This is a genomic window from Amycolatopsis alba DSM 44262 (genome assembly GCF_000384215.1).
Classification (GTDB): domain Bacteria; phylum Actinomycetota; class Actinomycetes; order Mycobacteriales; family Pseudonocardiaceae; genus Amycolatopsis; species Amycolatopsis alba.
This window is the reverse complement of the sequence record NZ_KB913032.1, coordinates 866,649-879,946: the sequence shown is the minus strand read 5'-3', so window position 1 is coordinate 879,946 and position 13,298 is coordinate 866,649. Positions and strand designations below refer to the sequence as shown.

Genomic DNA, 13,298 nt, shown 5'->3' with positions numbered 1-13,298 from the left:
TGACGGCGGACCGGTGTTCTGTACAGAAGATGTTTCAGGACCAATGCATCGAAAATTCAGATGCAGTCCAGGTCACGTTGGATCTGTAAATCAGATCTTGAAGGGCGGAAACATCTGTTGGACAAAGACAACACTCCGCCGCCACGATCCTGAGGAACAGGATGTCGAACGGAGTGGAGGTCGGGATGCCGAGCCAAGAGGTGGAAGCTCTCGTCGTGGGCGGGGGCCAGGCCGGTCTGGCGATGAGCGAGCACCTGAGCGGCCACGGGGTCCAGCATCTCGTCGTGGAGCGGAACCGGATCGCGGAACGCTGGCGTTCGGAGCGGTGGGACTCGCTGGTCGCGAACGGCCCCGCCTGGCACGACCGCTTTCCCGGCCTGGAGTTCGACGGCCTGGGCCCCGACGACTTTCCCACCAAGGACCGGGTCGCCGAGTATTTCGAGGCCTACGCGGAGAAGATCGCCGCGCCGATCCGGACCGGGGTCGAGGTGACGTCCGTCCGGAAGAACGAAGGACGCCAGGGTTTCCACGTGGAGACCTCGGACGGGACCATCGAGACGCGGTACGTCATCGCGGCGACCGGGCCGTTCCAGCGTCCGGTTTTCCCGCCGATCGTGCCGGAGGACGCCGGGATCGCGCAGCTCCATTCCAGCGGCTACCGCAATCCAGGGCAACTGCCCGAAGGCGCGGTGCTGGTGGTCGGGGCCGGGTCGTCGGGGGTGCAGATCGCCGAAGAACTCCACCGCTCCGGGCGGCGCGTGTACCTCTCCGTCGGCCCCCACGAGCGGCCGCCGCGCCGGTATCGCGGACGCGACTTCTGCTGGTGGCTGGGCGTCATGGGCAAGTGGGACGCCGACATCCCGCCGCAGGGCGCGGAGCACGTCACCATCGCGGTCAGCGGTGCGCGCGGCGGGCGAACGGTGGACTTCCGGGCCCTCGCCGGGATGGGGATCGAGCTCGTCGGCCTGACCTCTTCGTACGACGAAGGCGTTCTCCGCTTCGCGCCGGATCTCGCGGCCAACCTCGCCCGCGGCGACGCGGGCTATCTCGCGGTCCTCGACGAAGCCGACGCCTACGCCACGCGCAACGGGCTGGATCTGCCCGAGGAACCGGAAGCCCGTGTGCTGGGCCCGGATCCGGAACGTGCCACCGACCCGATCCTGGAACTCGACCTCGCCGCGGCCGGGGTCCGCTCGATCGTCTGGGCGACCGGTTTCGCCGTCGACTACGGCTGGCTCCAGGTCGACGCGTTCGACGAGAACGGCAAACCGGACCACCGGCGAGGGGTGTCCTCCGAGCTCGGCGTGTACTTCTTGGGCCTGCCATGGCAGGTGCGCCGCGGCTCGAGTTTCATCTGGGGGGTGTGGCACGACGCCAAACTCGTGGCCGACCACATCGCGACCCATCGCGCCTATCTGCGGTACCGGTGACCTTCAGCGAGTGTACTGGGTGCGGCACAGCTCCCGGAACTCCTGCGCCCGCCGGGTGAGCCGCGCCCCGCGCATCGAGGCGACGACGATCTCCAGCGCCGGGACGGCGTCGGTGAGCGTGAGCGGCACGGCCTTCGCGCCCGAGTACGTGGTGTCGTCCGGCGGGCGCTGGTTGAGGAGGGCGAAACCGTGGCCGGACGCGACGAGCGATCGGACGGTCTCGTAGCCGGTGCTGCGGTGCCGGATCCGCGGTTCCACCCCGACGTCACGCAGGACGGACTGGAGGTACTCGCGGCTGTGTGGCAGGTCGAGGAGCACCATGGGCTCCTCGGCCAGCTCCCGCAGCGACACCCGGCGGCTCTTCCGCCGGGCGAGCCAGTGGTCCTCGGGGACCAGGGCATACGGCGCCGCGCTGCCCACGACCTGGCTGTCGATGTCCTCGTCGAGGTCGTAGCCGTAGAGCAGGGCGAGTTCGGTGCCGCCTGAACGAAGGGCCGTCTTCAGCGCTTGGTGTTCACCTTCGCGCAGGGACACGTGGACCTGGGGATGCCGGGCCTCGAATTTCGCCAGGAGACTGGGCAACCGGAAGGGCGCGAGAGTGGCGAAACAGCCGACCGTCAGCGTCCCCACCAGCTCCGTGCCGGACTGCCGCGCCGTCTCGACCAGTTCGGCACCGTGGGCGAGGAAGTTCAGCACCCGCTTGTAGAACGCCTCGCCCGCCGTGGTCAGGCTGAGCCCGCGGGCGTGGTGGCGCAGCAGGAACTGCACGCCCATTTCCTTCTCCAGCTGCGCGATCGCGGTCGACACGGCCGACTGCGACACCACCAGCTCCTTCGACGCGGCGGTCATGCTCAAGTGCCGGGCCGCCGCCTCGAAGTAGCGCAGTTGCACGAGGGTGAACGACGGTTCGGGCATGCCGAAATCCTACATACAGGGACGCTGATCGCAGTGTCGGGAACGCGCCCGCACGATGTCGCTCGTGACGGTGGCCGGACCGCTCGAACCCGATCTGTCCACAGTGGAACAAGTCCAGTTTCGGCGCCGACTCCAGTGTGCGATCGGAAGTCCGTGAAGGCCTCCTTGAAGACCAGTATTTGCTTACCCGTTGGTGCGGTTGGCGGTCGGGTGTGGAGGATTTGGGACGTTCAACGTCCTGGATCTTCCACGCTCGGTCTCGTTGATGAGGGATTTGGGATAGTGAACGTCTCAATCCTTCACAGGCGGGCTCTGGTCGACGGGGGAGGATTCCGGCCGTTGAACGTCCGGAATCTTCCCCCGTCGGGTTGTCTGCCACAGGCATGGCGGGCACGACCTTGATCAACGGAGGATCGGGGACGCTGAGCGTCCCGGATCCTCCGTTGATCAAGGTCTGTGACCGGAATACACCCGCGCACCTACCACCCTCGCGCAGGTCAGGCACAGGTGAACAAATACCGGGCCTGCCATGCCAAACCTCGCCTAGTTCTTGGAAAGGAAGAAATACGCGTAACGCTCGTCGAGGTCGTTTCGCGGCACCAGCCGGACCGCTCGCGGAATGAAGCCGCAGCGTTCGGCGAGTTCCCAGAAGCCGTGGATCGGATACGTCGTCATGTTCGCCAGGCCGCGCCGGTAGGAGCGCCGCCGGGATTTGGTGCGCCAGTAGCCGGTGTCGTATTTGACCTGGATCAGGGCGAGACCGCCGGGGGCGAGGAGGTCGCGGGCGATGCGCAGCAGCCGCTCGCCGTATTCCGGCGAGGGGATCAGCTCGAAAACATAGAAGGAGAGGAACACGTCACAGACGCCGTCGATGTCCCCGAGCGCGGATTCCGGTTCGGCGACATCGACGGCCACGGGCAGGAACGGCGTGTCACAGACGCTCGCGATCTGCCCGCCGCACTCCTCGAGCGAGTCGCGGGAGATGTCGACCCCGATGAACTCCTTGGCGCGCGGTGCGAAATGCACCGCGTTGGCGCCCCCGCCGCAGCCCCATTCGATCACCCGATCCCAGGACCGGGTGAACTCCGCCATCCGTGCCCCGGCTTCGAACATCGCGAGGTGCTCCGCGCCGATCCGGTCCCAGAGGTCGGTTCCCCGGAACACCGGGGCGTCCCGCCAATGCGAGTCGGCGGCCCACCGTGATCCGCTCGGCCGCCGCCAGTAGTCCTGCGAGTCGGCGGCGATCGTCGAGTCGGGCTGCCGGAGGCCCGCGGTCGCCAAGGCGCGCTGCAGGAGGTCTTCCGCGGTGACGGCGAGGCGTTTGCCGTGGGTGACGGCGACTTCCCAGGGGCTTTTGCTCGTGCCGCTCGGGTCGGGTCCTTCTGGCATCGGAAAGCCTTTCGCTGAAGGGACGCGGGCGCGGATACCGGACGAAGATCCGCGTGGTGCGGTGGTTCGTCAGACTGTTCTGGCGCGACGGGCCGGCCGCTTCGACCGGGGCCGGGGTCAGCAGGAACCCGCGGGAAAGCTTGCGAAAACCCTGCCACGCAACCATCTTACGTGGCCGGGCGGAGCAGGGGGTTTCGCGAATTGTTGCCCTGGCGCGGTTCTGGTTGGGCAGTATCGGGCATGGCCCGCCGGTCGCCGGTTTCTTCGTTACTGCCTGTGCGGTGGGGCGCCACCGCTGCCGAGGCAGATGAAGGGGCGGCGCAGGGGATCCCTGCCGACGACCTCGGCGAGCGCGGTCGCCATGGACAGGCCCCGCCGGAGAGCGTCGTGGAGCTCGACGGACACCGAAGCGGCCGCGCGTTCGCCGACCCTGCTGACCGCCCCGACGATCGTCGCCGAGCCGGACGCGAGCAGCGCGCCCGCGAACCCGAGTGCCTCGTCCCCCGGTCTGATGCGGGCGAGGGCGAGTTCGCTGGAGGCGAGGACGACCTGTCTGGGCGGGCGACGCAGGTTCGCGAGCTCGTGGGCGTACAACGGTCCGTCGACGAGTTCGAGGCGGGAGAACAGCGCGTTGTCGGGCACGTGCTGTCCGAGTGCGGCCACATGCGCGAGTTCGGCGCCGTCGAGGGAATTCAGGACGCCCATGACGGTCGCGGCCGGACCGGTCAACGTTCGCGCACGGGGGTGCATGACGCGGAGGTCCTTGAGTTCTCCCATCGCCGTGCCGAGTCCCGGACCGGCTGCCAGCACGATCGACCCGCTACCCGGCCGGGCGGCGACGTCTTCGGCGGCCAGCCAGGCGGTCGCCGACGGTGCGACGGTGACCGGGACGCCTGCCAGTGACGGGAGCGCCCCCCAGTGCACCGCGTACAGGCTGCCGGTCGGCACGATGACCAGTTCCCGGTCGCCGATCATCCGGGCGATCGGCGCCAGCAGCCCCTTGTCCAGCTGATCCGCGCGTCGCGAAGCCGATTCGCCGATGACGTCGGCGAGCGGCCGGGGGAGACCGTCCGGCGCCAGCGCGTCGAGGTCGGCATGCAGCATCCGCGCCTGTTCGTCCACTTCGGACGCGGCGCCCAGTTCGACGAGCCTGGTTTCACCGCCGGCCACGACGACGGCGGAGAGGGTCTCGCCGAAGCGGGCGAAGCTGACAAAGGCGCGATCTCCGAGCCGATCGGTGACGCTCGCGATGTCGGCTGTCGGGCGGGGCCTGCCCCAGGGGCTCGAATACCGCGAGAGCCGCGTGATGTCCTGCTGCAGAAGGGAAAGCCTGGTGGCCACCTTGGTGGCCGGTTTCCCTTCCTGTCGCGCCGCGTGCAGCGTCCGCGCCAGGGACCGCATCTCCTTCACCTTGCCGTGCAAGTCCGGATCATCGAGGTTCGGCAGCGGACGATACCGGTAGACCTGTGCTTTGGTCTGTTCCAGGACCCGGAGCAGGGTCCGTGGCTCGCCGTGCCGCAGGGCGAGCCCGACCGCCAGTTCGCCGAGTTCGCGGCCGTGCGCGGCGGCGCCGGACACCACGTCCAGACCGCCTTCGTGATCCCTGATGGTGCTGAGTTCGGTCAGGCCGCGCCGCGCTTCGGCGATGGCTTGCCTGGTGTCCGTGACGGCCGCGAGCTCGGTGCGGGCCAGGCGCCAGAGCATCCGCCGGTCGATCGTGGAATTCTTGCCAGGACGGCGAACACGGCCCAGCAAGGTCTCGGCGATGTCGATCTGTCCTTTGTGGATGGCGAGCCGGACGCCCAGCAGCATCGCGGTCGCGGACTCCTCCGCGAGGCCGTGCCCCTTCAGCCTGTCGGCGAGGGCGGCGGCTTTGGCGGCCGACGCGGACCTCGACGGCGTACCTGCCAGGACGAGGGCCGTGTCCACCCGCATCCGCATCAGCCTGGCGATTTCGACCCAGCCCGCCTCTCGCCGCCGGGCGAAGCGCCGTTGCGCCGAAGCGGCGAGCCGCCTGGCCTGCTCCGGATCGTCCTCCAGGAGTTTCGTGGCGGCGCCGATGAGTTCGGCCTGTGCCAGTTCGTGTCCCGAGCTCTGCCTCCGCAACGCGGGCAGGGCCTCCTCCAGGACGGCGTCGGCCTCACCGGACAGCCCGGCGTCGAGCAGGGCCCTCGCTTGATCGAGCTGCGTCGCGGGGACCAGGTAGGGCGCCTCCACGGCGTACAGGCGGAGGCAGAGTTCGTAGTGCCGCAACGCTTTCGCGATGTCGCCGGTCCGCCTCGCCAGGATGCCCATACTCCGGTGGACATGTGCCTCCAGCAGCGGCTGGCCCTGTTCGTATGTCAGGTGCAGGCTGCCGGACAGATCGCGCTCCGCCGCCGCAACGTTGTCGAGCGCCAGATGAGCGCGGCCCCGGTCGAGCAGGAGCGGCGCGATCTGCCCGCCTTGGCCGATCGCGCGGTCGTAGTGCGGAAGTGCTTCGGCGGGCCGTCCCGATCGGTGATGGTTTCTCGCCAGTTCGGCTTCGAGCGCCGCGGCCTGCCCGCCGACCGGAAGCGTGGAGTGCGGGGAGGCGGTGGCTTCGGACTGGTGATCCCGGTACAAGGCGGATTCCGCCTCGGACTGGTACGACTCGACGATTTCGCGTGCCGTCGCGTCGTCCTGTTCGCCGAGCAGTTTCGAGACCTGCGAGCCCAGCTGGAGCCTGCCGCGGGCGGTCAGCTCCACCATGGCGAATTCGGCGAGCTCGGTTTCCGTGCCCGCGAGGCCGACCCGGCGAAGCGCCGCATCGAGCAGCCGGGGTGACCGTTCCCCCAGCTCGGCCGCGAGATCCCGCAAGAGGCCGGGAACGGTGCTGATCTCCTTGATCGGCAGCCGATCGGCGACCTCCACGGCTTCCGCGCTCAGCTCTTCGACCAGACCGTCGCCGAGCGGCAGCCCGTACCGCCGTAGCCGGAGCAGGCACACGATGAGCCCGACCCTGCCGAGCAGATGCTGAGGTGTCGGCGGCAGGCGACGGCATTGGGTGAGCGTTTCGGTCAGATAGGGCTTCGCGGCGGCGGCGTTGCCGAGCCGCTCGTCCATCCGCGCCCTGTGCAGGGTGAAGACGACGAAGTCCTGCATCGCTCCGGCGTGTGCCAGGTGTTTGCGTTCCTCGACGGCGACGGACAGCGCCTCTTCGAAGCGGCCGAGAAGCTCCAGTGCCTGCACCCTCAGCCCGCTCAGCGCAGGGGACCGGTCGGAGGTCCGGGAGACATGGTCGTCGAGTTCCCGTAGCGCTTCTGTGCCGTCGCCCGCGCTGACGAGCTCCGCGGCCCGGCGGATGACCAGCCGTCTCCCGACCTCGATGTCGGCCTGCCGGAGGTCCTCGTCGGAGACCGACAGCGTCGGGGATTTCGCGGCCAGGTACGCCTTGGACGCGGGCGGGAGGTCGTCCAGTGACGGCAGGAGATGAGCCAGGACGGAGTCGTCCCATCGCGTGTCGAGGGTTTCCCGCCGTTGGCCGAGCATCAGGCGGTGGTAGATCTCCTCCGCACGGGCGACGACCCCGCCGCGGCCGTTGTAGTACCGCACGGCGGCTCGGTGGATCCGTTTCGCCACGACGGTTTCGTCCGCGGCCAGCCTGCGCAGCATGGTCTGCCGCACGTCGGTGCGGTGGACCACCGCCTGCCCGTCGGGTGTCCGCGTCACCAGCATCGCTTCGCGCGCCAGGCCGTCGAACAGGGAGCAGGCACGTCCGGCGTCCGGTACGTCGACGAGGCACGGCTTCGCGAGGACGTCCTGGATCAGCTCGGGAGTGACCCGGCGCAAGGTCAGGCCCGGATGGGCGATCCGGCGGACGTCGGGGTCCTGGATGTGCCCGAGCAGCCGCCGGTACAGCTCACCTTCGATCGTCCCCCGGTGCACGGCGATGTCCTGCAACGCCTCGTCCAGCGGGGCCTTGCGCAGCACACCCGCCGCCAGGTGCAGCGCGAGCGGGCTGGTGCCGACCAGATCGACGATCCTGCGCGCGTCCGACGGCGGATGCGCGGGCAGGAGCTTCAGCAGCAGGTCGACGGCTTCGCCGCGATCGAGACCGGTCAGCCGGATCTCGTCGAGACCGAGCTCGGGAGCGGGTGACCGGCCCGCGAGGATCACGGACGGCTGGTCGAGACGGCGGGACAGCTCGGCGAGGAACTCCGAGAACCGGCGCTGAATGGGCCGGTCGCGGCGTTGCACCTCTTCGAAGGTGTCGAACACGAGGAGCAGACGGTCGCCGTCGACAGCCTTGGCCAGCTCGTCGAGCAGGTCGTCGTGGGGGACCCTGGCGGCGCTGCCCGCGCTCGGGGCCTCGAGGGCGCGATTTCCCGCGCGCAGCCGTTCGTGGCATTCCGTGGCCAGCCTGGCGGCGGCGTTGGGTCCGGCCGGTCCGTCGATCTGCACGGTCACCTGGCGGGCGATCGCCGCGATCAGGCTGACCGGTTCCGCCGGGTCGATCGCGCTGTGGTCGAAGTTCAGATAGCCGACCAGTGCCCGCCGCCGGCCCGCGAGATCCAGCAGGTGCCGGACCGCGACCGCGGATTTCCCGATCCCGCCGAGACCGTGGATGAGCACGGGCGCCCTCGGCTCACGGAACCGGTTTTCGAGTTCGCCCAGCACGTCGCCGCGGCCGACGAAGTGATCACCGGCGAGCGCGCGGAACGGTTCGAGCAGCTCGCCGATGCCGAGCTCTTTCGCCAGTTCGTCGCCGGCGGGCAGATGTTCGGCGACCCCGCCCAGCCAGCGGGCCAGCCAGGCGACCGCGCGGAGCCGGGGCAGGCTCAGCGAATCCAGGTCGACCGGGGTACCGGCGCCGATGTACTGGTCGATCGCCCATTGCCGGTCGTCGGCGGGCCGTCGCGGGATCCTCGCCCAGGCGGCGCGCAGTTCGGCGAAGTCCGCCTGAAGGACGAGCGACCGGCGCACTGTGTCATTGAGACGCCAATGCCGCTGCCCGTCGCCGGTCCGGACCCTGGTCGAATCCGGGAACAGCGTCGGGCCGATCGTCTCGGTGAGTTCGGCGCCGACCCCCAGCCACGGAAGTTCGTAGTGCGAAAGCAACGTGGCGCGTAACCGCAGTTCGCGCATGCCGGGCGGCGAAGTCGTGGTCATCGCGCACCGGCCGGGGTGAAATGCAGGTGCGCGGCGCGGCACGCGGCTCGCCCGAGGACCTGGAGATCGTCGAGGGCGGCCTCGGCGAGCACCTGGTCGACGAGGTCTTCCAGCGCTTCGTCCGAGAGAGGCTTGCCCACGTGCTCCGCGAGCCCGCGGAAGAACCCGTGAAGATGCGAGGTGGTGACCCCGGTCAGTTCCTCGTGCCGGAGCACCTCCAGCACGGCCGGGGCGAAGTCACCCGGATGGCCGGTCACGATGAGCCTGGTATCGGGGAGCTGCCCGGCCTCGACCTCCTTCGCCAGCTGCGCGACGACCATGTGCACACCCGGCGCGACCTGCGGGCGGTCGAGGCCGTCGATGAAGATCCAGCGCAATCTGCCCGGCAAGGTGGTGAACCGGCCGACGAAGAGGTCCACGAGCTCGCGCACCGTGCGGGCCTGCTCGGTGTGCTCGTCGACGTCGAACCGGGTGGGCAGTCCCAGCCTGGCCGCCAGGGTCGTCATGAAATCGGTCGCGCCGACGTGGTCGTAGAAGTCGTCCTCGACGTTGATGATCTTGAACTCGCAGTCGAGGACGGGATCGCCGGCCATGTGCTGGATGAGGTGGCGGCTGTAGGACTTCCCGCTGCCGGGCTCGCCCGTGATGGTGAGCACGGGAAACTGCCGTTTGACCAGATCCACCAGATGCGCGCGCAGTTCCCGCCGGTCGAGGAGGGCTCGCTGGCAGCCAGGGCCCAGCAGCAGTGACAGATGCCGTTCCCTCGCCGAATACCAGGAGATGTCGGTGTTGTGCGCGGACAGGACGACGTCCAGATCCGGCGCGACGGCCGGGCACCGGTGCCGGACCAGCAGGATGAGGTTCTCCAGCCTGCCTGCGTCGGCGGTGTCACGCGTGATGGTCGGCCACAGCTGGGCCGCCGGCTGGTTCCAGTCGATCTCATGCGGCGGCAGACCGGCGCCGCAGTAGAGCTCGATCAGGTCTTCACGCAGATAGAACGCCTTGTTGAGGGTGTCGTGCAACAGGCGTGCCGTGTTGTCTCCCCAATCGGGGAAAAGGATCCATCGGACCATGTCACTCCTGGTCCGGGGCCAGGCCGAGTGCGCGAAGTCGTTCGACGATGCGGCCGATGGCCCGTCCCTGATTGCGGTAAGCGACGCCGTCCTCGGCCGTCGACCTCACCCATTGGTGGTGCAGCGCGACGACGCGCCAGTGCCGGTCGAACACCGGAGAGCCCGACGAACCGGTTTCGGTGTCGGTCCAGTACTGCACCACGTCCTCGTCGACGTGGCGCACGAGGTTGTGGTGCAGCGCGATCTTCTTCGGCAGGCCCCGCGGATGCTGGATGATGTAGACCCGATCGTCCTCCTTGACGTCGGTGACCGCGGGGAGGGGCACGATCGGCACGTCCTCCGGCAGCGGCGCGGAGGTGGTGATCACCGCGAAGTCGTGAGCCTGGTCTCCGGCGATCGACGCGGGATCGCACGGGATCACGGTCGATGCCCGCAGCGCTCCGGTGAGGTCCAGCTCGTAGTGGAATTCCGCCTGTACGGCGATCGCGGGCCGGTCGCTGGTACGCCAGTCGTGCAGCACGTGGTGGCTCGTCAGCACGGTGGCCGGGCCGATCCGGAAGCCGGTGCCATGGCAGCCGGACCGGCCGTGGGACACCTTCAGCCGGCAAACGGATTTCGCGCGGTCCAAGCCCTGTCCCAGGAACGCGACGTCCATCAGCGTTTCCTCTCCGGCGAAGACCTGCAGCTCGTTGCCGCCGCCGAAGTTCTTCCACCGGACGTCATCGGGCGACAGCGCGGGAGGGTGATCGTCGGGGATCCGCGCGGTGAGAAGCGGTGCCGCGGCCGACAATTCGCCGATGCGGGCGGCCAAGGCGGGTTGCCGCTCACCGACGTCGGCCAGCAGCTGTTTCACCCGAACGTGTGCGGCGGCTTCGTTGAGGACGTCGAACCACAGGTGATCGGCCTGCTGGCCCCATCGGATCCGGCCAGGGGGAACACCCGCTCCGATCGCGACGACCTCGATCTCCCGCTCCCGGTAGATCGCCGCGCTCAACGTGTTCCGCAGTTCCTGGAGGCGGCTGTCGGTCCAATCGAGCGGGAAGGAATCCGGAATGGGTGTCATCCGCGATACTCGCCCCCTCTCGATGCAGATCTCGGCGCCCGGCCCCCTCGGGTGGAGTACTCATCACAATAGCCAGCCCGGTCCGCCCGCCGCTGAGCCCGCGGACGAGCACCTGCCCTTTGGGGTCGAAGATCCTGCCCGCCGGGGTGGACAGGTCGCGAATGTTCATATGCGACAACCAGTTGGTCGAACGTCTCGACTGCGTCGAAGATGCTTTCGGGCTGGGCGAAGGATCGCCGTCACCGGAACGGGCTCACATTTCCTGTGGCTGCGTCGTCGTGTGTGCAGAACAACCACAACGGCAAAGGAGATCGTGATGAACGCCCGGCTCGACTATTTCGGCAACCCTGTCGGCGGAAAGTTCATGAAAAGCATCATCTCGGCGGGGAAGGCGCTGATCGGCTCACCTCTGCCGATCACGATCCAGGAGCTGGTGCGGATGCGTGCGAGCCAGATCAACGGCTGCGCGGTATGCCTGGACATGCACACCAAGGAAGCCGCCGCGGCGGGCGAGTCGGCCGTGCGGATCAACCTGGTCGCGGCCTGGCGGGAGGCGACGGTCTTCTCCGACGCCGAGCGCGCCGCGCTCGAAGTGACCGAGCAGGCGTGCCGTGTGGCCGACGGCGGAGGTGTCACCGACGAGGCGTGGGCGAACGCCGCCCGGCATTTCGACGAGGACCAGCTCGCCGCGCTGGTGGGGGTGATCGCGCTGATCAACGCCTTCAACCGGGTGAACGCCATCGTCCAGAACCCCGCGGGCGACTACCGGGTGGGGCAGTTCACCTGACACCGACCGGCGGGCCGGGCTCCGGGTCGTCGGGCTCGGGCCCGGCCCGCCACCGAACTTCTGGGGAGAAACCATGACCACCACCGAGAAAGCACGCAATCTGGCGGCGTTCACCCGCTTTCACGAGGCGACCGGCTCCGGCAGTTTCGAGGTCGTCGCGACGATGATCGACGAGGTCGTCGAGCCGGACGTGGTGTTCCACGCGCCGGTTCCGATGGATGCGACAGGGGCGGAGGCGTTGAAGCAAGTGTGGACGGTGCTGCTCCGCGCGTTCCCCGATCTGCGGGTCGAAGCCGAAGACGTGCTCGCCGACGGAGACAAGGTCGTCTGCCGGAACATCGTCACCGGTACCCATCGAGGCGAGTTCAGGGGACTTCCGGCCACCGGGAAGACGGTGTCCTACGGCGAGATCTTCATCTTCCGGTTCGCCGGTGGGCGGATCGCCGAGATCTGGGGTGTCGTCGACGTACTCACCCAGCTGCGGCAACTCGGCGCCCTCACGGGGTAGCCGGTCACGCGTCGGTCCAAGGCCGGAGCTTCTCGGGGTTCCGCACACCCCAGATGTGCCGGATTCGGTCGTCGGCGACGTGGAACGCGAACACCGCGACGGTCAGCCCGGCCTGCTGGAGCACGAGGCCGGGCCGGCCGTTGACGGTCCGTTCCAGAAGTTCGAAGCCGGACGCCCTGTGCGCCACCTGCAGGAGATAGGTCGCGACCTGTTCGCGGCCTTCGAAGGGGTGGAGCGCGGCGCTGACGAGTCCTCCGCCATCACCGACGGCCTTGACGTCGGGATCGAGGAGGCCGATGAGCGCTTCGATGTCCTTGGCCTCCCAAGCTTTCTTGAATTCCTTGACGAGATCGGCCTCCCGTGCGATCGGGGCGGGGGAAACCCGCATCGCGCGGATGCGCCGTCGCGCGGAGGACGCCAGCTGGCGGCAGGCGGCCGGGGTACGGCCGACGATCTCCGCCACCTCGGCGAAGGTGTAGCGGAAGACTTCGTGCAGGACGAACGCGACTCGCTCGGCCGGGGTCAACGACTCGAGCACGACGAGAAACGCCATGTTGATCGACTCGTCGAGGGTGATCCGGTCGGCCGGGTCGGCGGCGGCCGGTCGTCCGGACGTCCAGCCGAGCTGACCCGGCAGCGGCTCGGGGATCCATTCGCCGACGTAGCGTTCCCGCCTCGCGCGTGCCGAGCCGAGGAGATCCAGGCAGATCCGGCCGGCGACCGTCGTCAGCCAACCGCCGGGGGAGCCGATCGCCTCCCGCTGCGCGGGGGACAAGGCGTACCAGCGGGTGTAGGTCTCCTGCACCACGTCCTCGGCCTCGGAAAGGGAACCGACCAGGCGATACGCGAGCCCGATCAGCTGACGCCGCTCGCTCACGATCGCCCGCAGGCCAGGGTCGAGAGGATCGTGTGCCTGCTCGGATGGATCGTTCATGGGATCTGGCCTCCCGGTCGCGTGCGGTGTCCCGTGTACGACGAGAGAGCGCCACCGGATGTGAGGTCG

At 68.9% G+C, this 13,298-nt stretch carries 9 protein-coding genes; 3 read left to right on the top strand and 6 right to left on the bottom strand.

All coding sequences use genetic code 11. The annotated features are described in order from the left end of the window. Positions 1-161 precede the first annotated feature (161 nt). A complete protein-coding gene (locus tag AMYAL_RS0103885) occupies positions 162-1,430 on the top strand; it encodes a flavin-containing monooxygenase (RefSeq protein ID WP_020629997.1) in 1,269 nt (422 codons plus the stop codon). A gap of 3 nt (positions 1,431-1,433) precedes the next feature. Here AMYAL_RS0103885 and AMYAL_RS0103880 read toward each other — a convergent pair whose 3' ends face one another. The 5 genes from AMYAL_RS0103880 to AMYAL_RS0103860 all read right to left on the bottom strand — a co-directional run bounded on the left by AMYAL_RS0103880 (position 1,434) and on the right by AMYAL_RS0103860 (position 11,000). Beyond that, positions 1,434-2,345 (bottom strand): LysR substrate-binding domain-containing protein, encoded by a 912-nt coding sequence (locus AMYAL_RS0103880; RefSeq protein WP_020629996.1) that lies wholly within the window; start codon positions 2,343-2,345, stop codon positions 1,434-1,436. A 543-nt stretch (positions 2,346-2,888) separates the two neighbouring features. After that, on the bottom strand, positions 2,889-3,734 hold the full coding sequence (locus AMYAL_RS0103875; RefSeq protein WP_020629995.1) for a class I SAM-dependent methyltransferase: 846 nt from the start codon (positions 3,732-3,734) through the stop codon (positions 2,889-2,891). Between the two features lie 267 nt (positions 3,735-4,001). Continuing rightward, complete coding sequence (locus tag AMYAL_RS47725) at positions 4,002-8,864, bottom strand: CHAT domain-containing protein (protein ID WP_093976428.1); 4,863 nt, start codon at positions 8,862-8,864, stop codon at positions 4,002-4,004. After that, entirely contained in the window at positions 8,861-9,937 is a 1,077-nt protein-coding gene (locus tag AMYAL_RS0103865) for a P-loop NTPase family protein (RefSeq protein WP_020629993.1), read from the bottom strand. Before AMYAL_RS0103865 ends, AMYAL_RS47725 begins: the two co-directional genes overlap by 4 nt. A gap of 1 nt (position 9,938) precedes the next feature. After that, positions 9,939-11,000 carry a trypsin-like peptidase domain-containing protein gene (locus tag AMYAL_RS0103860; RefSeq protein ID WP_020629992.1) on the bottom strand — a complete coding sequence of 354 codons (1,062 nt, stop codon included), beginning with the start codon at positions 10,998-11,000 and terminating at the stop codon, positions 9,939-9,941. 316 nt (positions 11,001-11,316) lie between these two features. Between AMYAL_RS0103860 and AMYAL_RS0103855 the strand changes: the two genes are divergently transcribed. Then, positions 11,317-11,787, top strand: a complete 471-nt coding sequence (locus tag AMYAL_RS0103855) for a carboxymuconolactone decarboxylase family protein (protein ID WP_020629991.1) — start codon at positions 11,317-11,319, stop codon at positions 11,785-11,787. Between the two features lie 73 nt (positions 11,788-11,860). Continuing rightward, positions 11,861-12,295, top strand: coding sequence for an ester cyclase (locus AMYAL_RS0103850; RefSeq protein ID WP_020629990.1), 435 nt, complete (start codon positions 11,861-11,863; stop codon positions 12,293-12,295). Between the two features lie 4 nt (positions 12,296-12,299). Here AMYAL_RS0103850 and sigJ read toward each other — a convergent pair whose 3' ends face one another. Beyond that, the gene (gene sigJ, locus AMYAL_RS0103845; RefSeq protein ID WP_020629989.1) at positions 12,300-13,229 is read right to left on the bottom strand and encodes an RNA polymerase sigma factor SigJ; all 930 of its coding nucleotides are present in this window, start codon (positions 13,227-13,229) and stop codon (positions 12,300-12,302) included. Positions 13,230-13,298 lie beyond the last annotated feature (69 nt).